Origin of the sequence: Micromonospora sp. DT53 (assembly GCF_049841535.1) — a bacterium.
Taxonomy (GTDB): Bacteria; Actinomycetota; Actinomycetes; order Mycobacteriales; family Micromonosporaceae; genus Micromonospora.
Window position 1 is genome coordinate 771,226 of record NZ_JBNCKM010000001.1, and the last position, 20,767, is coordinate 791,992.

Here is a 20,767-nt window from a genome sequence, read left to right on the forward strand (position 1 = left end):
AGCGGCTGTTGAGGTAGGCGGTCCAGTCGGCTGCATCACCGCCGTCATCCCCGGGCCCAACGATCAGATTGCCAACGGGAAGCGGCGAGGACGACGTAGCGGCCGACCGCCGACCTTCGATCCCGCCGCCGATAAGCGCCGCAACCAGGTCGAGCGCGGCTTCAACCGACGCAACACTGGCGCGACCTCGCCACCCGTTACGACAAGCTCGGCTCTCACTTCCAGGCCACCCTTGACCTGGTCGAAACCCTTGACCGGCTACGCGCCGTCCCCGACCACCAAGATCTACGAGACAGAACCTAGCGGTCTCGGCGACGGGGACGGTAGCTGGCAAGCGTCGCCGGTAGGCCGCGGCGGATGATTCCGGCCCAGTCGGTGTCGCCGCGCAGCACCGCCGCGGCGGTCTTGCGGGCCTGCTCGGCGGTGAAGTGCGGTGGCAGCATCAGTTCGGCCGGGTCGACCAGGGCGTTGATCACCACCGGCCGGTCGGCGGTGAGCGCCCGGTCCCAGACGTCCCGCACCTGATCCGGCGAGTCGATCAACTCGCCGTGCAGCCCGAGCACCTCCGCCCACTTGTGGTAGGCGATGTCCGGCAACTGCTGGCTGTCCGGGAACATCGGCGTTCCCTCGCTGGAACGCTGTTCCCAGCTGACGAACGCCAGATCCCGGTTGTTGAGCACCAGCACCACGAACCGTGGGTCCGCCCAGCTGTGCCAGTACTTGGCCACGGTGATCAGCTCGTTGACGCCGTTCATCTGCATGGCGCCGTCGCCGATCAACGCGACCAGCGGACGGTCCGGGTGGGCGAACTTGGCACTGAGCGCGTACGGCATGGCGCCGCCCATGGACAGCAGCGTGCCGGAGAGGCTGGCCAGCATCCCGGGGCGTACCTGGATGTGTCGGGCGTACCAGGCGGTGGTGGTGCCGCAGTCGACAGCGAGCAGCACGTCGTCGGGCAGCCGCTCGTTCAGGGTGTGGAAGAGCAACTGCGGGTTGACCGGGTCGGCGGTCTGCTCGGCCAGGTCGTGTTGCACGCGGCGCCACGCCGAGGTGGCCTCGGTGACCTCCGCCCGCCAGGCGGTCGGCCCGGGACCGGGGCCCAGCTCGTTCAGCAGTGCCCGCAACGTGGGGCGGGCGTCGCCGGTCAGGTTCACCTCGGTCGGGTACCGCAGCCCGAGCTGGGTGCCGTCCAGGTCGATCTGCACCGCGCGGGCCTGCCCGGGCGGCGGGTAGAACTCCGAGTACGGCATGTTGCTGCCCACGATCAGCAGCCGGTCGCAGCCGCTCATCAGCTGCCAGCTCGGTCGGGTGCCGAGCAGCCCGATCGCCCCGGTCACCCACGGTTCACGGTGGTCGACGGCGGTGAAGCCGAGCAGCGCGGTGGCCACGCCGGCACCGAGCCGATCGGCGATCTCGCGGACCTCGTCGCGCGCGCCGAGGGCGCCCTGGCCGACAAGCATGGCCACCCGCTGCCCGCCGCGCAGCACCTCGGCCGCTCGGCGTACGTCGGCCTCCGGCGGAACCGTCGGCGTGCTGCTCGGCGCGTTGCTGGTCTGGTAGTAGCCGTGCGCGTGCGGCGGGTTCGGCACGGCCGGCTCGTCCTGGATGTCCAGGGGCAGGATCAGGGCGGTGACGGTACGCCGAGCCAGCGCCGTCCGGCACGCCCGGTCGACCAGGTGGCGTACCTGCGCCGGGTTGTCGAGCTGGGCCAGGAACGCCGCGGCCACGTCCTTGTAGAGGGCGAGCAGGTCGACCTCCTGGTAGTAGCCGCCGCCCTCGGCGGTGGTCGCGGTGTGCCCGACCAGGGCGATCACCGGTTGGTGGTCGAGCTTCGCGTCGTACAGGCCGTTGAGCAGGTGGATGGCGCCCGGCCCGCTGGTGACCAGCGCGCAGCCCAGCGGGCCGCCGCCGTACTTGACGTGTGCGGAGGCGGCGAAGCCGGCGGTCTCCTCGTGGCGGACCTGAATGAACTGGGCCCGCCCGTTGGTGCGTTGCAGCGCTGAGGTGAGGCCGTTGATGCCGTCGCCGGGATAGCCGAAGTAGCGGTGTACGCCCCAGCTGAACAGTCGCGACACGATGTGGTCCGCGACGGTCGGACGCCGGGGCAGAGTGCCCGCTTCGCCCGCCGTGGTGTCGTCTGCGCTCACCTGGCTGGTCCTTCCGGTAGCGTCCGATGCTCGCCGGTCATTCCCGTTCTTCTCCGGACAAAACACCCCGCCGGACGGGCGTCGAGGCGCGATACTCCGCGTCCGGCAGAATCGTCGGGTGCCCGTCCACCAGATCACCGACCCCGACGACGACCGGATCGCCGACTATCGGGCGCTCACCGACGTCGAGCTGCGCACCCGCTGGGAGCCGCCGCACGGCCTGTTCATCGCCGAGGGGGAGCTGGTGCTGCGCCGGGCGCTGCGCGCCGGCTACCCGGCCCGGTCGTACCTGGTCGACGCCAAGCGGGTCGACCAGCTCGCCGACCTGGACACCGGCGACGCGCCGGTCTACGCCGCGACGCCTGACGTGCTGCAACGGGCCACCGGCTTCCACGTACACCGGGGGGTGCTGGCGTCGTTCCACCGCCGGCCGCTGCCGACGGCGGCCGAGGTGCTCGCCGCCGCGCGCCGGGTCGTGCTGCTGGAGGACGTGAACAACCACACAAACCTCGGTGCGATCTTCCGGGGCGCCGCCGCGCTCGGCATCGACGCGGTGCTGCTGTCGCCGTCCTGCGCCGACCCGCTGTACCGGCGCAGTGTCCGGGTCAGCATGGGTGAGGTCTTCGCGATGCCGTACGCGAAGCTCGACCGCTGGCCCGAGGGCCTGGACCAGGTACGGGAGGCCGGCTTCACGGTGCTCGCCATGACGCCCGCGCCGGACGCCGTACCGATCCAGCGGTTGACCCCGGCCCAGCGCGAGCGGGCGGCGCTGCTGCTCGGAGCCGAGGGGCCCGGCCTCACCGCGGCGGCCCAGGCCGCCAGCGACGTGCGGGTGGTCCTTCCGATGCGGCGTGGCGTCGACTCGTTGAACGTCGCCGCCGCGGCGGCGGTGGCGTTCTGGGAGCTGAGCCGCGAGGATCCGCCGTTCGGCGGCGAGTAGACCCCTTCGGCTTGCATGGCCATGCGTTCTATTGCATAATTTTCCCCGTGTCCAAGGTTCTCACCTCCCTGCCCACCGGCGAACGTGTCGGCATCGCCTTCTCCGGCGGCCTCGACACCTCGGTCGCGGTCGCGTGGATGCGCGACAAGGGCGCGATTCCCTGCGCCTACACCGCCGACATCGGCCAGTACGACGAGCCCGACATCGCCTCGGTGCCCGGTCGCGCGCTCAGCTACGGCGCCGAGGTCGCCCGCCTGGTCGACTGCCGCGCCGCCCTGGTCGAGGAGGGCCTCGCCGCGTTGACCTGCGGCGCCTTCCACATCCGCACCGGCGGACGGGCGTACTTCAACACCACGCCGCTGGGCCGCGCCGTGACCGGCACCCTGCTGGTGCGGGCGATGGTCGCCGACGACGTCCAGATCTGGGGCGACGGCTCGACCTTCAAGGGCAACGACATCGAGCGGTTCTACAGGTACGGCCTGCTGGCCAACCCGATGCTGCGGATCTACAAGCCGTGGCTCGACACCGCCTTCGTCACCGAGCTCGGTGGGCGCAAGGAAATGTCGGAGTGGCTGCTCGAACGCGGCCTGCCCTACCGGGACAGCACCGAGAAGGCGTACTCGACCGACGCCAACATCTGGGGCGCCACGCACGAGGCGAAGACCCTGGAACACCTCGACACCGGCATCGAGACGGTCAACCCGATCATGGGCGTCCGGTTCTGGGACCCGTCGGTGGAGATCCCCACCGAGGACGTCACCATCGGCTTCGACCAGGGCCGGCCGGTCACGATCAACGGCAAGGAGTTCGGCAGCGCCGTCGACCTGGTGCTGGAGGCCAACGCCATCGGCGGCCGGCACGGCCTCGGCATGTCGGACCAGATCGAGAACCGCATCATCGAGGCCAAGAGCCGCGGCATCTACGAGGCGCCCGGGATGGCGCTGCTGCACGCCGCGTACGAGCGGCTGGTCAACGCCATCCACAACGAGGACACCCTGGCCAACTACCACAGCGAGGGCCGCCGCCTCGGTCGGCTGATGTACGAGGGCCGCTGGCTGGACCCGCAGGCGCTGATGCTGCGCGAGTCGTTGCAGCGGTGGGTCGGCACGGCGGTCACCGGTGAGGTGACGTTGCGGCTGCGCCGGGGCGAGGACTACTCGATCCTGGACACCACCGGCCCGTCGTTCAGCTACCACCCGGACAAGCTGTCGATGGAGCGTACCGAGGACTCGGCGTTCGGGCCGTCGGACCGGATCGGCCAGCTCACCATGCGCAACCTGGACATCGCCGACTCGCGGTCGAAGCTGGAGCAGTACGCCTCCCTCGGCCTGGTCGGCGGCGGAAACCCGCAGCGGATGATCGGCGCCGCGCAGGCCGCCTCGACCGGCCTGATCGGCGCGATGCCCGAGGGCGGCGCGGAAGCCATCGCCTCCCGGGGCGTCGCCTCGGCGGAGGACGCGGCACTCGACCGCGCCGCGATGGAGTTCGGCGTCGACTGAGCCCCACTGACCCGGGCCGCCGGTGCCAGCTATCGGTGCCGGCTGGCCGGCAGGCGGTGGCAAGTCGAGTTCCGGCGTCACGGACGGTAGCGTGACGGCCGTGTTCCCTACCGTCCGTGAGGTCCTCGCCCTGGACCCGGTCCGCCACGGCGCGCCTCGCGTCGTCGCCGGCGACGAAGGGCTGGACCGACCCGTCCGCTGGGTGCACGTCGCCGAGGTGCCCGACATCGCCACCCTGCTCGGCGGTGGCGAGCTGGTGCTCACCACAGGCATCGGCCTGCCCGGGGACGACGCCGGATTGCGCGCGTTCATCGGCGACCTCGCCGACGTCGGAGTCTCCGGACTCGTCGTCGAGCTGGGCCGCCGGTACGTCAGCGGGGTGCCCCGGGTGATGACCGCCGCCGCCGAGCGGCGCGGGCTGCCCCTGGTGGAGCTGCGCCGGGCCACCCCGTTCGTCCGGATCACCGAGGCGGTGCACGCGCTGATCGTCGACGCGCAGCTCACCGAGCTGCGCGCCACCGAGGAGATCCACCAGCGGTTCAACGACCTCTCCGTGGAGGGCGCCGACGCCGCCGAGGTGATCCGACAGGCTGCCGAGCTGTCCGGTTGCCCCGTGGTGCTGGAGAACCTGTCCCGGCAGGTGCTCGGGTACGACCCGGCGGGCGAGAGTGCCGAGCTGCTGCTCGACGGCTGGGAGCAGCACTCCCGGCGGATCCGTCCGGCCGGGCGGACCGCGTACGACGCGGACAGCGGCTGGCTGGTGACCACCGTCGGCGCCCGGGGGCAGGACTGGGGTCGGCTGCTGCTGCGCTGGCCGGCCAGCGGGGACGTACCCAGCGCCCGGGCCATCGAACCGACAGCCGCCTCGCCCACCCGGCTCACCATCCTGATCGAGCGGGCCGCGTCCACCCTCGCGCTGGGCCGGCTGATCCGCCGCGACGCCGAGGGCCTGGAACGGCAGATCCACCGCACCCTGCTCACCGCGCTGCTCGACCACTCCCGCCCGGTGGACGAGGTGGGACTACGGGCCAAGGCGCTCGGCGTGGTGCTCGACCGGCGGCACCTGGTCGGCGTGATGGTCCGGCACCGCGCCGACGACCCCGCCGGGGAGGTCGGCCCCGAGGTCAGCCAGGCCCGGCTGCGGGATCTCTCCGAGGCGGTCGGCCAAGCCCTGCGGGAGGCGAAGCTGACCGCGCTGACCAGCGCCGTCGACGACAACTCGGTGGGCGCGCTCCTGGCCCTACCCGACCCGGCCGCCGAGGACCGCGCGCTGTCCGCGTTCGCCAGCGCACTCCGTCGGGTACGCCTCGACGCCGGCGCGGGCCGGCCGGGGCCCGGTGTCGAACCGGCTCGGGCCGCCTCCGCCGTCGACGGGTCCCGTCCCGCTTCCGACGCTTCCCGTGCGGCGGTCGGCGCCGATCCGGCCCGCAACGGCTTCGGTGTCGATCCGTCCCGCGCGGCGTTCGGCGTGGATCCGTCCCGTGCGGGCATCGGAGTCGAGGCCGCTCGGTCGAGGGTCGGTGCCGATCCGTTCCGGGGTGCCGGCCCGGGTGCCGTGATCGTTGCCGCCGGGTCCGGGGTGAGCACCCTGCGGGAGGCTCGACGGTCCCTGGTCGAGGCGCGGCAGATCGCCGAGGCGGCCCGGCGGGACCGGCGTGACCTGCCGATCTTCCGGCTGCCACACGTCGGCCTGGCCGGGCTGCTGCACCTGCTGCGCGACGAGCCCCGCCTGCAGACGTTCGTGGAGCGCGAACTCGGCGCACTGCTGGAGTACGACGCCCGGCACCCCCGGGAACGGCTGCTCGACACCCTGCGCGCCTACCTGGAGCAGGGCCGCAACAAGTCCGCGGGCGCCGCCGCCGCCCACCTGTCCCGGCCGGCCTTCTACGAACGCCTGGCCCGCATCGCCCGCATCCTCGACGTGGACCTGGACTCGGTAGAGGCCAGCCTGTCCCTACACGTAGCCCTACTAGCCCTAGAAGCAGTCCGAACCCCCTAACCCCACCCCACCCCACCCTTTCCCGCGTTGATCATGAAGTTATTGCCATGACACGCCGGTGAGAGTGGCAATAACTTCATGATCAACCGAGGAAACCGGGGGCCGGGGAGGCCGGGGGCGGTGGGGGCTGGGTTAGGTGAGGGTGGTTAGGGCTTTGGCGTAGGTGGGGGGGATGTGGTTGGGGCCGCCGGGGGTGAAGACGTCCGAGTTGGCCACTGCGGACCAGGCCGTCTCCGGGACGGCGTCGACCAGGGCTTGGATCACCGGGGCGTCGCGCCACTGGTCCTGCTCGCCGAGCAGGCCGAGGGCCACCACCGACTCCTCGACCTCGCCCACGCACTCGAACGGCTTGTGGCCGTCCACACCCAGCAGCTCCCGGTAGCCGGGGATCTGCGACTCGTCGGCCAGCAGGTCGCCGCCGAAGATGCCCACCACCCGCTCCCGGGGCATGAACGGCGCCATGGCCAGGAACACGAACCGGCACTTCGGGCAGTCACGGCACCAGCGCTCACTCGCGTCGCGCAGTTTGAACGCCTGGTTGCAGCTGGTCACCACGTCGTCGTACCGGGTGAACTCGGCGAACAGCCGGGCGATGTGCAGCTCGGACAGCGAACGCAGCAGGGAGAAGTACGGGTCGGTCAGGCCGGCGTGCTCGCCCAGCGACGCCCGCAGCAGCCCCTCCGCCTCGACGCCCTTGGACCACTGGTGGTTGATCTCGTGGCCGTTCCAGACCAGGTTCGGGTCGGACGCCGAACGTTCGTTGGACATCACCACCGGCCCCAGCCCGTGCAGGACGGCGGTGGCCACCGCGATCAGGGAGTTGATGGCGGTGACCGGGATGTGCCCGTTCAGCGCGCCGGCCGCGTTCAGGTCGAACAGCACCGGGTCGATGCGCCGCCGGGCGGCCAGCGGGACAAGCCCGGACGCCTCGTTGACCGCGACGATCACGTGGTTCGGGTTGACCGAGAACGGCACCGGGTCCAGCTCGGCGCGGCGCAGCGCCTCCAGGCTGACGATCGAGTCCTTGCCGCCGCCGACCGCCGAGAGGGGGCGACGGTCGGAGTCGTCGTACACGCGCGGGGGCTCCGGTGAGCCGGCCGGCACCTCCGGGCGCAGCTGGAGCACGTGCGGCAGCTGGTTGCGGTACGCGTACTCCGCGAGGCCCTTGGTGTAGACGGCCGTCACGTAATCGACGGTGGCCGCGCCCAGCGGCGCCGGCAGCACGAGTCGGGGCGGCGCGGCGGCCTTGTAGTAGCTGACCCCGGCGACGAGGTGCAGCACCTCCAGCACCCGGTTGAGGGTCGCCACCGTCTCGTCGGAGGGTGGCTCCGCCGGCAGTGGAAGTGTGATCACCTCGGTGAACCGCTGCTCACCGGCCGGGCCGGTCAGGGCGTAGTCGAACAACACCTCGCCGGTGGCGAAGTCGATCGAGTAGGACGGGAAGGTGAAGGCGTCCATCCGCCGGAGCTGCTCGTTGGGCACACGCCATACTAGGCCCTGGTTCGTCCGGGCGTGTCCGGACCGGGCCCGCCCTGCCGCCGCCGTGACCCACGAGGAGAGCCCCGTGCGCCTTTCTGACCTGCGCGGACGTACCGTCGCCGTCTGGGGCACCGGTCGGGAGGGCCGGGCCGCTGTGACCGCCATCGCCGCGCACGGCCCGGCCGAGCTGGTGGCCGTCGACGACAGCGCGAACTTCCTGTCGCTGCCCTGGGACGGCCCGCTGGCCGAGGCGGCGCCGCTGGTCACCGGTGAGGCGGGCTTCGAGCGGCTGGCCGCCGCGGACGTGGTGGTCCGGTCCCCGGGCGTGCCGCAGACCCACCCGTGGCTGGTCGAGCTGCGCCGCCGCGGGATCATGGTGACCCAGGGCACCGCGTTGTGGATGGCCGACCACGCCGCGCGCACCGTCGGGGTCACCGGCAGCAAGGGCAAGAGCACCACCTCCAGCCTGATCAGTCACCTGCTCACCGCGATGGGCCGACCGAACGTCTTCGGCGGCAACATCGGGGTGCCGACGCTGGACCTGCCGGAGGCGGAGCTGTACGTGCTGGAGCTGTCCAGCTACCAGTGCAGCGACCTCGCCGACTCGCCCCGGGTGGCGGTGGTCACCGCGCTCTTCCCCGAGCACCTGGACGCGCACGGCGGGGAACGCGAGTACTACCGGGACAAGCTCAACCTGCTCGCCCACGACCCGCAGACGATCGTGGTCAACGGGGGCGACCCCCGGCTCGCCGCGGAGCTGGGTGAGCTGCCGGCGATCCGGGCCGGCCGCCCCGACACCACACACGTCGCCACCGGCGTCGACGGCACACCGTGGTTCCACGTCGGTGACCAGCCGCTCTTCCCCCGCGCGGTGCTGCCGCTGGTCGGCCGGCACAACGAGGGCAACCTCTGCGTCGCGCTCGCCGTCCTCGACGCGCTCGGCGTGGACGTGGTGGCCGACAAGGACCACCTCGCCGTCGCGGTCGCCGAGTTCCAGGGGCTGGCCCACCGACTCACCGAGATCACCGACCCGTCCGGGCTGACGTTCGTCGACGACACCCTGGCCACCAGCCCGTACGCGGCGATGCACGCCATCGACGCGTACGACGGGCGGCCGCTGACGGTGATCGTCGGGGGTAACGACCGAGGTCTGGACTACACGCCGTTGGCCGAGCACCTGGCCGAGCGTGAGCTGACCGTGATCGGGATCCCGGACAGCGGCGCCCGCATCGTCGAGGTGCTCGCCGGTCTGCCGAAGGTGCGTACCGAACTGGTCGACGACCTGGTGGACGCGGTCCGGCTGTCCCGTGAGCTGACTCCGGCCGGCGGGGTGGTGCTGTTGTCCCCGGCCGCGCCCAGCTACGGCCGGTTCCGCAACTTCGAGCACCGCTCCGAGGTCTTCGCCCAGGCCGTCACCGACACCGCCGGCTGAGCCGGGTGCAGCCGACACCGCCGGCTGAGCCCGGCTCGGCAGTGGGTCCGGGCCGCTGACGTCAGCGCGGGTGAAGCCCGGCGTGCAGGGCGCGCATCGAGCGGATCGCCGACCGGATCTCCTGGAGGTAGCGCCCGGGCGTGAGGGTCTGCTCGGGGAGCACCGCCAGGTCGGCAAGCGTCGGGTCCACCCCGACCGTGTCGATGGCGCACCCGTAGGGCAGGGCCAGCGTGCGCAGCGCGTCGCAGTGCTGGAACGGCACGTAGATCGGCGCGGTGACCATCAGGACCTCGTCGCCCGGGGCGAGCCGGACGTGGCCGGCCCAGAACCGCTGGGTGTCGGCGGTGTGCGCCCGCCGTTGGTCCGGTTCGCTGGATGGCGCGGCCAGCACCCGGATCGGCGGCAACCCGTCCGGTCGGTAGGTCCGCGACGACCAGGAGTGGTGCGGGTGGCCGGCGTCGACGCCGTCCTGCTCGGCCGGGGCGGCCACCTCGAAGACCCGGCGGACGGCCGTGTCCAACACATCCACCTCGGTCTCGTCGGCCGGCAGGCCCGCGTCGGCCAGCGTGCGGCGTTCCCAGTCCGACAGCGGCCGGAAGCTGCCCAGGACGGCGACCTCGCCGCTCACCGGTAGGCCGGCGCGGAGCAGGTGCGCGGCGTAGCCGACGCGGCGTACGCAGGCGGGCGCCAGGCCGCCGAGCACCACCAGGTGGGCGTACGCCGACCGGGCCGGTGGCACCGGTTGGATCAGCCCGAGCGCGGCAGCCGCGTCGAGCACCAGTTGCCCGGTGGTCGGGTCGAGGTCGGGCTCCCGGGCGTCGGGCCGTTCCCGGCCGCCCCGGAAGTCCCAGTGGTGGGCGGAGAAGTCGTCGAGGAAACGGAGCACCTCGGTGAGGTCGCCGGAGGGCCAGGTGCCGCCGAAGTGGGCGACCAGGCCGCGGAGCGGGGCGGAGCAGACCCAGGCCCGAACCTCCGCCGTGATCCGCTCGTGGTCGGTTCCGGTCGACGGCCCCGCGTCCGCTCTGTGCACCTGCCGGATGTTACCGGCCCGGCATGGTGGGGCCGGCGGTTGTGGTTGCTGTCTACGCTGGCGGGAACGGCTGATTGGGGGATCTCGATGACCCGTGACGTGGCCCGTCAGCGGTTACGGGAGGGCGGCAGCTCCACCGCCGGCTTCGTCCGGCTGGTGGCGCACACCGACCCGGTGGCGTTGGTCGGCATCACGCTGTCGATCACCCTGAGTGTCGCGCTCGACCTCACCAACGCCGCTTCCGGGGTGGAGTCGCTGTTGGCCGGCCTGATGGGCGTCACGATCTCGCTGTTGGTCGACTCGCTGGCCCGCGCGGAGCGCCGCTTTCACCTGCGCACCCTGCTGGACGGCCCGCCCTGGCTGGTCCGCACCACCACGGAGCTGGCCGGGGCCATGCGGGAGGCGGCCGAGCAGCACGCGGGCACCCGGGTCGCGGTGGAGGCGCAGCGGCGCTACGAGCAGTTCCGGTTGGAGGCCGAGCAGCTCGCGGACGGTCGGATCATCCGGCGCGGTGACGAGGACGAGGACCTGGTCGGCGCGACCCGCACCTGTGTGCGCCGGCTGGACGCGTTGACCAATGTGATGCCCCGGGTGAGCGGGGAGTTGAGTTGGTGGCGCAGCGAGATCGGCCGGCGCTACTGGGAGGCCAACGAGGAGGCCCTGCGACGGGGCGTCCAGATCACCCGGGTCTTCGTCTACGCCACGCTGACCGACGAGCTGTCCGCATTGGTGCAACGGCAGCGCGCGGCCGGGGCGCGGGTGGGTCTGCTGCCCCTCGGTGTGGTCAGTCCGAACCTGCACGTCAACCTGACACTGTGGGACGGGTCGAGCTGTTGGGAGGCCCACATGACCGCGCACGGCGAGATCGGCGAGAATCAGTTCTCGGTCAACCGCACGGACGTCGCCCGGCTCACCCGCGTGTTCGACACCTGCGCGAACGCCGCGACCTTCCAGGACTGACGGCCCCCGGCCGGGGCGGGAATGGGAGAGCCATGACGTGGAGCGCGGTCCTGCTGGTGACGGCCGTGGTCTGGGCGGTCAGCGTGATCCGCTCCGTCCGACTCCGCGCGCTTGTCTACAGCCTGCCACTGCCGATGACGCTGGCCCTGCTCAGCACCGACTACCCGGTGGGCGGCGCGCAGGTGCTCGGCGTGGTCGGGCTCAACCTCTTCTTCGTCACCGTGGCGGTCACCCACCAGCTGTGGCGTTGGCCGATCCTGCTCGCCGACGTCGCGGGGATCGCCGTGTACGTGGCGCTGAGCGCCGGCCTGTTGGCCGTCGACATCCCGTTCGAGGTGGCCCTCGCCGGCACACTCGCGCTCTGGTTGGCGACCGTTCTGTGGTTGCGCCGTCGCGCCCGCCGCGGTGCCAGCCACAGCGCCGGCCCGCGCGGCGCTCCCGCTGCGGAGGCGGTCGCCGTCGCGGAGGCTCGCCCGGACGGGCTGCCGGTGTTGCTCAAACTGGTGGTGATCTTCGTTGGGGCGGTCCTCACCGCGCTGCTCGGCGCCGTGCTGCGCGGCATGGTGGTGACGTTCCCGTACTCGGGGGTGCTGGTCGCTGTCGAGGCCCGCCGGCAGTTGGCCGAGTTCAGTGGGCACTTCGCCCGCAACAGCCTCGCGCTGGTGGGCTTCCTGACCGCGTACCACTACCTTCAGGACGTCTCGTCGGGCGTGGCGCTGGGCGCCGGCTGGGCGGCGTTCGCGGTGGTCGCCGTCGTCCTGCACCTGCCGTTGCGCCCCCGCCGGGTCGCGCAGGCGCGGGCGGTGAGCCGTCCGTCGAGGGCGTTGCGGTCGGCGACCGAGCCACAGACACCTACCGGCCTGCCCTGACCAGCTCGGCGATCCGGGTGAGCGGTTCGGCGTACGCGGGCCAGTCGAGGCCGTCGACGCTGAGCGTGGGGCGGCGACGTACGCCGTCGACCGCGCCCGCGCGCACGATCGCGGTCAGCAGGTCGTACGACCAGGCGGGTTCCAGGAGCGTACGCAGCCCGGGCGCCTCGGGGCGGAGCAGCGCCAGCGCGCCGACGAGGGCGGCGGCGGCCCGCGCCGAGCGGGCCGTCGGTCTCCGCGGCGGGTGGCTCGGCGCCGGGGATGAAGAACCCGGTGAACACCGCGGCGTCCGGCGCCCCGGCGGCGGCGAGCGACCGGGCGGCGGCCAGCAGTCCGCCCGCCGCGGGTTCGGCGAGCGCCTCGCTGCCCCGGCCCACCTCGCGCGCGGCGACGCGCTCCAGCTCGGCGATCTTCTCGTGGATGCGCACCGTGTGGCCTCCCCGGCGACAGTGGACCGACCCAGGGTAGCGGTGGGCGACCAAACTGCGGATCCAGTGGAGGCAGCTCACGAACGCTGCGGAAATCGGCAGTCAAGTGCGATCACAACCCTGGAAACCGTTGACGTGCTGTCAGGTCGGGACGTCCTTGCGCTACAGGCTGACAGTTGTTCGCATCGACAGGTGGTGGGAGCGTGCGGTATCCGCGAACGCCGCTGAAGGGTTGCCACGATGACCGACGACCTGCTGGCCCGGCACCGGGCCGTGCTCCCGTCCTGGATGCCGATCTACTACGCCGAGCCGATCGAGTTGGTGTCCGGCTCGGGCCGCCGGGTCACCGACGCGCAGGGGCGCAGCTACCTGGACTTCTTCGGCGGCGTGCTGACCAACATGATCGGGTACGACATCCCGGACATCCGGGAGGCCGTCGAGCGCCAGCTTGCCACCGGCATCGTGCACACCTCGACGCTCTACCTGATCCGCCAGCAGGTGGAGCTGGCCGAGAAGATCGCCCAGCGCTCCGGCATCCCCGACGCCCGGGTCTTCTTCACCAACTCCGGCACCGAGGCGAACGAGGCCGCGCTGCTGGTCGCCACCAACCACCGCCGCTCGCACCAGATCCTGGCCGTGCGCAACAGCTACCACGGCCGGTCGTACGCGGCGATGGGTGTCACCGGCAACCGCAACTGGTCGGCCAGCGGCCTCAACCCGCTCCAGGTGGCCTGGCTGCACTCCGGCGACCGGGTGCGCGGCCTGCTGGCCCGGCTCAGCGCCGACGAGCAGGTCGACGCGGCCGTGGAGGACCTGCGCGAGGTGTTGGCCACCCAGACCGCCGGTGACGTGGCCGCGCTGATCGCCGAGCCGATCCAGGGCGTGGGCGGTTTCGTGCACCCGCCGGACGGGCTCTTCGCCGGCTGGAAGAAGGTCCTCGACGAGCACGGCATCCTGTTCATCGCCGACGAGGTGCAGACCGGCTGGGGGCGTACCGGGGAGCACTTCTGGGGTTACCAGGCGCACGGCGTCACCCCGGACCTGCTCACCTTCGCCAAGGGCATCGGCAACGGGTTCGCCCTGGCCGGGGTCGTCGGCCGGGCCGAGGTGCTGGAGTCGGTGCCGGCCGTCAGCTTCTCCACCTTCGGCGGCAACCCCATCTCGACGGCGGCCGGCAACGCGGTGCTCGACTACCTCCTGGAGCACGACCTACAGGCGAACGCGGCCCGCGTCGGCGCGATCCTCGCCGACGGCCTGCGGTCCGCCGTGGGCGGGCTCGACTGCGTCGCCGAGGTACGCGGAAAGGGGCTGATGCTCGGCGTCGAGTTCGTCCGGCCGGGCAGCAGCGAGCCGGACCCGGCGCTGACCAACCGGGTCTTCGAAGCGGCTCGGGACGGTGGCGTGCTGGTCGGCAAGGGCGGGCTCTACGGCAACGTGCTGCGGATGGGCCCACCGTTGACGCTGACCGAGGAGGAGGCCCGCGAGGGCCTGGCGATCCTCGTCGACGCGATCCGTTCGGCTGCGGGAGTGGCGGCATGAGCATCGGTCACTTCATCGACGGCAAGCGGGTCGGCGGCACGTCGCAGCGGCGCGGCGACGTGTTCGACCCGGCGACCGGTCGGCGTACCACCGAGGTCGAGCTGGCCTCGACCGCGGACGTCGACGTCGCGGTGCGGGCCGCCGCCCGGGCCGTGCGGGCCTGGCGGGACGCGTCGCTGGCGCGGCGGTCCGCGGTGCTGTTCGCCTTCCGGGAGTTGGTGCACGCCCGTCGGGACCGGCTCGCCGAGGTGATCACCGCCGAGCACGGCAAGGTGCTCGCCGATGCCGCCGGCGAGGTGCAGCGCGGCCTGGAGGTCATCGAGTACGCGTGTGGGCTGCCGTCGGCGCTGCGCGGCGCGTTCAGCGAGAACGTGTCCACCGAGGTCGACTCGTACACCATCCGGCAGCCGGTCGGGGTGGTCGCGGTGATCTCCCCGTTCAACTTCCCGGTGATGGTGCCGCTGTGGTTCGTGCCGGTGGCGGTGGCCTGCGGCAACGCGGTGGTGCTCAAGCCGAGCGAGAAGGACCCGAGCGCGGCGCTGCTGCTGGCCGAGTGGTTCGCCGAGGCGGGCCTGCCCGACGGGGTGCTCAACGTGGTCAACGGCGACTCCGAGGCCGTCAACGCGTTGCTGGAGCACCCGGAGGTGCGGGCGGTGTCGTTCGTCGGCTCCACCCCGATCGCCAGGTACGTCTACCAGCGCGCGACGGCCGCCGGTAAGCGGGTGCAGGCGCTCGGTGGGGCGAAGAACCACATGGTGGTGCTCCCGGACGCCGACCTGGACCTGGCCGCCGACGCTGCGGTCAACGCCGGGTTCGGCTCGGCGGGGGAGCGGTGCATGGCCATCTCGGTGCTGGTGGCGGTGGAGCCGGTGGCGGACGCGCTTGTCGAGCGGATCGCCGCGCGGGTCACCGGTCTGCGCACCGGCGACGGCCGACGGGGCTGCGACATGGGCCCGCTGGTCACCGCCGCGCACGCGGCGAAGGTGCGCTCCTACGTGGATGCCGGTGTCGCCGACGGCGCGGTGCCGGTGGTGGACGGGCGGGACGTGACGCCGGACGGCGACCCGGACGGTTTCTGGCTCGGCCCGACGCTGTTCGACCGGGTGACCCCGGACATGTCGATCTACACCGACGAGATCTTCGGGCCGGTGCTGAGCGTGGTCCGGGTCGGCTCGTACGACGAGGCGGTGGACCTGGTCAACGCCAGCCCGTACGGCAACGGCACGGCGATCTTCACAAACGACGGGGGTGCGGCCCGGCGCTACCAGCACGAGGTGGAGGTGGGCATGGTCGGGATCAACGTGCCCATCCCGGTGCCGATGGCGTACCACTCGTTCGGTGGGTGGAAGTCGTCCCTCTTCGGTGACCTGCACGCCCACGGCGAGGACGGGGTGCGCTTCTTCACCCGGGGCAAGGTCGTCACCAGCCGCTGGTTGGATCCGCGGCACGGCGGGGTCAACCTCGGGTTCCCCACCCAGACCTGAGCAGTCACCGCACGCCCGCCACCCGGCGGCGGCTGGTGGTGATAACGGTTCGACCCTCAGGACTTGAAGTCCGGGCCCGGCTGTCGTAGAAATTCTTCAGCAACAGAGCATGAACTGAAGAGAACTACCGCGCCTCGCGCGGCGGACGCCTCCCCCCACCTACCGGTGATCCGCCCGACCCGACCCGAGGAGAACCCATGAACAGGCGTGACATCCTGCGGCGCAGCGCCGCCGCCGGCCTCCTGGCCACCCCCGCCGCCGGCCTGCTGTCCGGCTGCGCCACAGGCGGTGGCGGTGACAAGAACGATGCCAAGACCTACCAGGGCACCAAGAGCGCACAGAACCCGCTCGGCGTGCAGGAGGACGCCCCACTCGAGGTGGTGATCTTCGGCGGCGGGTTCGGAGAGGAGTACGCGAAGGCCCACGAGGCCATGTACACCGAGAAGTACCCGAAGGCGAAGATCAAGCACTCCTCCACCCAGGAGATCAGCAAGACCCTCCAGCCCCGCTTCGTCGACGGCACCCCACCGGACGTGGTCAACAACTCCGGCTCCGGTCAGATCGACTTCAACGGCCTGGTCAGCCAGAACGCCCTCGCCGGCCTCGACGAACTGCTCGCCGCCCCGAGCGTCGACATCCCCGGCAAGACGGTCAAGGACACCCTGCTGCCCGGCGCGGTCGAGGTCGGCTCCTACGACGGCAAGTTCCTGGTGCTCAACTACACCTACACCGCCTACGGCATCTGGCACTCCGCCAAGCTCTTCGCCGACCGCGGCTGGTCGTACGCGAAGACCTGGGACGAGCACATCGCGCTCTGCAAGCAGATCAAGGCCGCCGGCATCGCCCCCTGGACGTACGCCGGCCTGCACCCGCGCTACATGAGCTGGCCCCTGATCTCCACGGCGATCAAGCTCGGCGGCCCGTCGGTGGCAACCGCCATCGACAACCTGGAGCCGAACGCCTGGAAGTCCGACTCGATGCGGACCGCCGCCGACGCCTGGCACCAGATCGTCAAGGACAAGTACATCCTGGACGGCTCCCCCGGACTGGACCACAAGCAGTCGCAGACCGCCTGGTGCCAGGGCAAGGCCGCCTTCATCTCCTGCGGCTCCTGGTTGGAGAGCGAGCAGAAGGACGTCACCCCCGCCGGGTTCAACATGACCATCGCGCCGACGCCGAGCCTGGGCAGCGGCGACAAACTGCCGTTCGAGGCGATCCGGGGCACCGCCGGGGAGCCGTTCATGGTGCCGGCCAAGGCCCGCAACGTCGCCGGCGGCCTGGAGTACTTCCGGACCATGCTCTCCAAGAAGGGCGCCCAGGACTTCACGAAGAAGGTCGCCAGCCTCACCGTGGTCGCCGGCTCCACCGAGGGCGTCGAGCTGCCGTACGGGCTGAGCACCGTGGTCAAGGCCCTCGACGCGTCCGGCGCCAACGGCTTCAACTGGGTCTACAACAACTTCTACCGCAAGTTGGAGCGCAACCTCGTCGACGCCGCCTGCGGCGAGTTCTTCAGCGGCCGGATCGGCCCCGCGGAGTTCCTCGAACAGTGCCAGAAGGGCGCCGACTCGATCGCCCAGGACAGCTCGATCAAAAAGTACAAGCGAGCGGCCTGACCGCCCGGCCGGTGGGGGAGAGCACTCGCCCCCACCGGCCGATCCCCCTCGGAGAGGTCCTTCTCGTGAAACATGGCAAGTGGCCGCTGATCGTCACGTTCCTCGTGCCGCCGGTACTGCTGTACGTGTTCTTCGTCGTCTCGCCGTACCTCCAGGCGTTCCAGATCTCCACCACCGACTGGCTCGGCTACTCGGCGGACGCCAACCCGGTCGGCCTGGCCAACTTCAAGACCCTCTGGCACGACGACTACGTGTGGAACGCGCTGAAGAACAACGTGATCCTGCTGGCTCTCGTGCCGGTGCTGACCATCGTGCTCGGGCTGTTCTTCGCCACCATGCTCGCCATGGGCGGGCGCAAGGGCAGTGCCGGCGTGACCGGCGTACGCGGCGGCGCGCTCTACCGCACGGTCTACTTCTTCCCCCAGGTGCTCTCCGTGGTGATCATCGCGCTGCTCTGGAAGGAGGTGTACCACCCCAACCAGGGGCTGCTCACCAGCGCCGCACACGCGGTCGACCTGCCCGCGCCGACCTGGCTCGGCGACCCGGCGACCGCCTTCTGGTGCGTGCTGGCGGTGATGGTCTGGAGCAACGTCGGCTTCTACGTGGTGCTGTTCGGCGCGGCGATGTCGGCCGTGCCGAAGGAAATCTACGAGGCGGTGCTGCTCGACGGCGCGTCCCGGTACACCACCCTGCGCCGGGTCACCCTGCCGCTGCTCTGGGACACCGTCCAGGTCGCCTGGGTCTACCTGGCCATCTTCGCCCTGGACGGGTTCATCCTCGTGCAGTTGATGACCAACGGCGGGCCGAACTTCTCCACCGACGTGATCGGCGTGCGCATGTACGACACCGCCTTCGGCAGCGAGACCAAGTTCGGCTACGCCTCGGCGATCGGCGTGGTGATGTTCTTCCTGACCCTCTCGGTGGCGGTCCTGTCGCTGCGGGTCGGCCGGCGCGAACGGATTGAATACTCGTGACCACTCTGGACCAACCCACCGCGACCCTGGTTACCAGTCGGGACCGCCCGGTGCGCCGGGAACTCGGCGTCGCCAACACCCTCTCGCACGGCTTCCTGCTGCTCTGGGGCCTGCTCACCGTACTGCCACTGCTGTGGATGTTCATCAGCTCGTTCAAGACCAACGGTGAGATCCTCGCCGACCCCTGGGGGCTCCCCGGGGCGCTGCACCTGGACAACTGGGCGCGGGCCTGGACCGGCGCGCACATCGGCAGGTACTTCCTCAACAGCCTGGTGGTGGTGACCGGCTCGGTCAGCCTCACCATGCTGATGGGCGCCACCGCCGCGTACGTCTTCGCCAGGTACGAGTTCCGGGGCCGCCAGGTCGTCTACTACCTGTTCGTCGGCGGCCTGATGTTCCCGGTGTTCCTCGCCCTGGTGCCGCTGTTCTTCGTGGTCCGCAACGCCGGCCTCTTCAACACCTGGCTCGGGCTGATCCTCGTGTACGCGGCCTACTCGCTGCCGTTCACGGTGTTCTTCCTGACCGCCTTCTTCCGCACCCTGCCGACCTCGGTGGCGGAGGCCGCACTTGTCGACGGCTGCGGTCACTTCCGACTCTTCTTCCGGGTGATGCTGCCGATGGCGCGTCCGGGACTGATCAGCGTCGCGATCTTCAATTTCCTCAGCCACTGGAACCAGTTCCTGCTGCCCCAGGTGCTGTTGCAGGGCGACGAGTCCAAGTGGATGCTGGCGCAGGGGCTGTTCGCGCTCTCGGTCAGCCAGGGCTACGCCGGTGACTATGCCCGACTCTTCGCCGGGCTGAGCATCGCGGTGCTCCCGGTGCTCGCCGTCTACGTGGCGTTCCAGCGCCAGGTGCAGGCCGGCCTGACCGCAGGCCAACTCAAGTAGCACCAACCGTCCCTGACCGATACCGATCACCGCCCCCCGCCCGGGCCGCCCCAAGATCCGCGCAACTTCGGTGAAACTGCTGTCTCGGGCGCGTCGTGAGGCAGCAGTTTCACCGCAAGTGCGCGGATCTTGGCCATGCCGCGACGGCGCGGGGCGGTTGAGGCGCGCTGGGGTGCGTCGGAGCGGGTGTGGAACGGGAGCCGGCGCCTTGATCGTGCTCGATCCTGGATGTAGTCCCCTCCTCGCGGCGTGAGGCCACTACATCCTGGTTCGAGCACGATCTTGTCCCGGCGGCTCGGCGGGTGCTGCGGCGGGTGTGGGTTGGTGGTGGGTCAGGGGGTCGGGAAGAGGCGGGCGTGCAGGGCGGCCGGGTCGGTCACCTCGGGTAGGCCGCGGGCGGCGAGCCAGGCTGCGGCGGCGGCCCCGTCGCCTGCGGTACGCAGTGGCGCGTCCGGCCAGTGCCGGCCGATCTCGGCCCGGACGGCGGCGGCGAGCGGGGTGTCCGCGGTGAGCAGGCCGCCGCCGAGCACGATCGGTGTCACCGCCCCGGGGGTGCGGATGCGGCTCATGCTCTCGGTGAGGTGCTCGGCGGCTTCGGTGATCAGCGCGGTGGCGACCGGGTCGCCGTGGGTGGCGGCGTCGACGACAAGCGGTGCGAGCCGGGCCAGTTCGATGGGGGGTCGTCGGGTCACCGTCTGGATGGTGGCGTCGACGGTGTCTCGGGGGCGGGGGGCGATGTCGGCGCTGCCCAGGAGTTCGGTGAGCACGGTCGTGGTCAGCGCGCCAAGCCCGCGGCCGGCGTCGAGGTCGGCGAGCAGTCGGCGCACCGCTTCGCGACCGAGCCAGAAGCCGGAGCCGGCGTCGCCGAGGAGCCAGCCGTGGCCATCGGCGATCCGGTCGAGTCGCAGCTCGTGGACCTGGGCGGTGATCGCCCCGGTGCCGGCGATGAGGATGGTTCCGTCCGGGGCGGCGGTGCCGGAGGCGTAGGCGACCAGGGCGTCGCCGTGCACCTCGTACGGGCAGCGCAGGCCGGCGTCGTGCCAGGCCTGGTCGAAGGCGGCCCGCCCGGCCGGGTCGGCGAGCAGTCGGCCGGCTCCGGCGAGCCCGATGGTGCCGGCGGCCACCCGTGTCGGGTCGACGTCGGCGAGCGCTTCGCGCAGCGCGGTCAGCAGTTCGGCGGCGGCCCGTTCGGCGCCGTGACTTGTGGGGTTGCCGCCGCCGGCGCGGCCGGCGCCGACGCGTTGCCCGGTGAGGGTGAGGACGGTCGCCCGGGTGGACGTACCGCCGACATCGAGACCCACCACGACGGTGTCGGACATCGGCACGGGTCTCCTTGCGTGAAACGACGATCTGGCGTGTTCATGCTGGTCGGCGGCGTCGTGCGGGGCAAGTTGGGGCGGGCGCGAGGGGCTGTGCACCAGGTAACAGTTTGAAAACTTCGCCCACAGTCTTGACACAGAGGGCCGTTCAGTAAGAACTTTTACCAC

16 protein-coding genes are annotated in these 20,767 nt (G+C 71.4%); 11 read left to right on the forward strand and 5 right to left on the reverse strand.

Annotated elements, in window-relative coordinates; all coding sequences use genetic code 11:
• Nucleotides 1-299: 299 nt before the first annotated feature.
• On the reverse strand, nucleotides 300-2,147 hold the full coding sequence (locus tag ACLQ3B_RS03730; protein WP_425777321.1) for a thiamine pyrophosphate-requiring protein: 1,848 nt from the start codon (nucleotides 2,145-2,147) through the stop codon (nucleotides 300-302).
• 91 nt (nucleotides 2,148-2,238) lie between these two features.
• Between ACLQ3B_RS03730 and ACLQ3B_RS03735 the strand changes: the two genes are divergently transcribed.
• The 3 genes from ACLQ3B_RS03735 to ACLQ3B_RS03745 all read left to right on the forward strand — a co-directional run bounded on the left by ACLQ3B_RS03735 (nucleotide 2,239) and on the right by ACLQ3B_RS03745 (nucleotide 6,585).
• The gene (locus tag ACLQ3B_RS03735) at nucleotides 2,239-3,087 is read left to right on the forward strand and encodes a TrmH family RNA methyltransferase (RefSeq protein WP_425778031.1); all 849 of its coding nucleotides are present in this window, start codon (nucleotides 2,239-2,241) and stop codon (nucleotides 3,085-3,087) included.
• A 47-nt stretch (nucleotides 3,088-3,134) separates the two neighbouring features.
• Nucleotides 3,135-4,586 carry an argininosuccinate synthase gene (argG, locus tag ACLQ3B_RS03740; protein ID WP_425777323.1) on the forward strand — a complete coding sequence of 484 codons (1,452 nt, stop codon included), beginning with the start codon at nucleotides 3,135-3,137 and terminating at the stop codon, nucleotides 4,584-4,586.
• A gap of 91 nt (nucleotides 4,587-4,677) precedes the next feature.
• The gene (locus tag ACLQ3B_RS03745; RefSeq protein WP_425777324.1) at nucleotides 4,678-6,585 is read left to right on the forward strand and encodes a PucR family transcriptional regulator; all 1,908 of its coding nucleotides are present in this window, start codon (nucleotides 4,678-4,680) and stop codon (nucleotides 6,583-6,585) included.
• Nucleotides 6,586-6,717: 132 nt separating this feature from the next.
• On the opposite strand, the gene ACLQ3B_RS03750 is transcribed toward ACLQ3B_RS03745, so the two are convergent.
• Nucleotides 6,718-8,067: a hypothetical protein gene (locus ACLQ3B_RS03750; RefSeq protein WP_425777326.1), complete on the reverse strand. Its 1,350-nt coding sequence runs from the start codon at nucleotides 8,065-8,067 to the stop codon at nucleotides 6,718-6,720.
• Nucleotides 8,068-8,149: 82 nt separating this feature from the next.
• Here ACLQ3B_RS03750 and murD point away from each other — a divergent pair, with 82 nt between their 5' ends.
• The gene (murD, locus tag ACLQ3B_RS03755) at nucleotides 8,150-9,496 is read left to right on the forward strand and encodes a UDP-N-acetylmuramoyl-L-alanine--D-glutamate ligase (RefSeq protein WP_425777328.1); all 1,347 of its coding nucleotides are present in this window, start codon (nucleotides 8,150-8,152) and stop codon (nucleotides 9,494-9,496) included.
• 61 nt (nucleotides 9,497-9,557) lie between these two features.
• Here the strand turns inward: murD and ACLQ3B_RS03760 are convergent, their stop codons facing one another.
• Nucleotides 9,558-10,526, reverse strand: a complete 969-nt coding sequence (locus ACLQ3B_RS03760; protein WP_425777330.1) for a hypothetical protein — start codon at nucleotides 10,524-10,526, stop codon at nucleotides 9,558-9,560.
• Between the two features lie 87 nt (nucleotides 10,527-10,613).
• On the opposite strand from ACLQ3B_RS03760, the gene ACLQ3B_RS03765 reads away from it, so the two are divergent.
• Both ACLQ3B_RS03765 and ACLQ3B_RS03770 read left to right on the forward strand, forming a co-directional pair.
• Nucleotides 10,614-11,486 carry a hypothetical protein gene (locus ACLQ3B_RS03765; RefSeq protein WP_425777332.1) on the forward strand — a complete coding sequence of 291 codons (873 nt, stop codon included), beginning with the start codon at nucleotides 10,614-10,616 and terminating at the stop codon, nucleotides 11,484-11,486.
• Between the two features lie 32 nt (nucleotides 11,487-11,518).
• The gene (locus ACLQ3B_RS03770; RefSeq protein WP_425777334.1) at nucleotides 11,519-12,355 is read left to right on the forward strand and encodes a hypothetical protein; all 837 of its coding nucleotides are present in this window, start codon (nucleotides 11,519-11,521) and stop codon (nucleotides 12,353-12,355) included.
• Here the strand turns inward: ACLQ3B_RS03770 and ACLQ3B_RS03775 are convergent.
• Nucleotides 12,339-12,818, reverse strand: coding sequence for a glutamate cyclase domain-containing protein (locus tag ACLQ3B_RS03775; RefSeq protein WP_425778033.1), 480 nt, complete (start codon nucleotides 12,816-12,818; stop codon nucleotides 12,339-12,341). The two genes, ACLQ3B_RS03770 and ACLQ3B_RS03775, sit on opposite strands and share 17 nt — an antisense overlap.
• Before the next feature lie 205 nt (nucleotides 12,819-13,023).
• Between ACLQ3B_RS03775 and ACLQ3B_RS03780 the strand changes: the two genes are divergently transcribed.
• The 5 genes from ACLQ3B_RS03780 to ACLQ3B_RS03800 all read left to right on the forward strand — a co-directional run bounded on the left by ACLQ3B_RS03780 (nucleotide 13,024) and on the right by ACLQ3B_RS03800 (nucleotide 19,280).
• Nucleotides 13,024-14,322: an aspartate aminotransferase family protein gene (locus ACLQ3B_RS03780; protein ID WP_425777336.1), complete on the forward strand. Its 1,299-nt coding sequence runs from the start codon at nucleotides 13,024-13,026 to the stop codon at nucleotides 14,320-14,322.
• A complete protein-coding gene (locus ACLQ3B_RS03785) occupies nucleotides 14,319-15,806 on the forward strand; it encodes a CoA-acylating methylmalonate-semialdehyde dehydrogenase (protein WP_425777338.1) in 1,488 nt (495 codons plus the stop codon). Before ACLQ3B_RS03780 ends, ACLQ3B_RS03785 begins: the two co-directional genes overlap by 4 nt.
• Nucleotides 15,807-16,003: 197 nt before the next feature.
• On the forward strand, nucleotides 16,004-17,419 hold the full coding sequence (gene ngcE, locus ACLQ3B_RS03790; RefSeq protein ID WP_425777340.1) for an N-acetylglucosamine/diacetylchitobiose ABC transporter substrate-binding protein: 1,416 nt from the start codon (nucleotides 16,004-16,006) through the stop codon (nucleotides 17,417-17,419).
• Between the two features lie 65 nt (nucleotides 17,420-17,484).
• A complete protein-coding gene (locus ACLQ3B_RS03795) occupies nucleotides 17,485-18,393 on the forward strand; it encodes a carbohydrate ABC transporter permease (protein ID WP_425777342.1) in 909 nt (302 codons plus the stop codon).
• Complete coding sequence (locus tag ACLQ3B_RS03800) at nucleotides 18,390-19,280, forward strand: carbohydrate ABC transporter permease (protein ID WP_425777344.1); 891 nt, start codon at nucleotides 18,390-18,392, stop codon at nucleotides 19,278-19,280. The genes ACLQ3B_RS03795 and ACLQ3B_RS03800 overlap by 4 nt, the downstream gene beginning before the upstream one ends.
• Nucleotides 19,281-19,612: 332 nt before the next feature.
• On the opposite strand, the gene ACLQ3B_RS03805 is transcribed toward ACLQ3B_RS03800, so the two are convergent.
• A complete protein-coding gene (locus ACLQ3B_RS03805; protein WP_425777346.1) occupies nucleotides 19,613-20,599 on the reverse strand; it encodes an N-acetylglucosamine kinase in 987 nt (328 codons plus the stop codon).
• Nucleotides 20,600-20,767 lie beyond the last annotated feature (168 nt).

Bases quoted from the DNA above. Each gene is read 5' to 3' on its own strand.
- ACLQ3B_RS03785 (WP_425777338.1), top strand. From the start codon at position 14,319: ATGAGCATCGGTCACTTCATCGACGGCAAGCGGGTCGGCGGCACGTCG.
- ACLQ3B_RS03770 (WP_425777334.1), top strand. From the start codon at position 11,519: ATGACGTGGAGCGCGGTCCTGCTGGTGACGGCCGTGGTCTGGGCGGTC.
- ngcE (WP_425777340.1), top strand. From the start codon at position 16,004: ATGAACAGGCGTGACATCCTGCGGCGCAGCGCCGCCGCCGGCCTCCTG.
- ACLQ3B_RS03805 (WP_425777346.1), bottom strand. From the start codon at position 20,599: ATGTCCGACACCGTCGTGGTGGGTCTCGATGTCGGCGGTACGTCCACC.
- ACLQ3B_RS03780 (WP_425777336.1), top strand. From the start codon at position 13,024: ATGACCGACGACCTGCTGGCCCGGCACCGGGCCGTGCTCCCGTCCTGG.
- ACLQ3B_RS03765 (WP_425777332.1), top strand. From the start codon at position 10,614: ATGACCCGTGACGTGGCCCGTCAGCGGTTACGGGAGGGCGGCAGCTCC.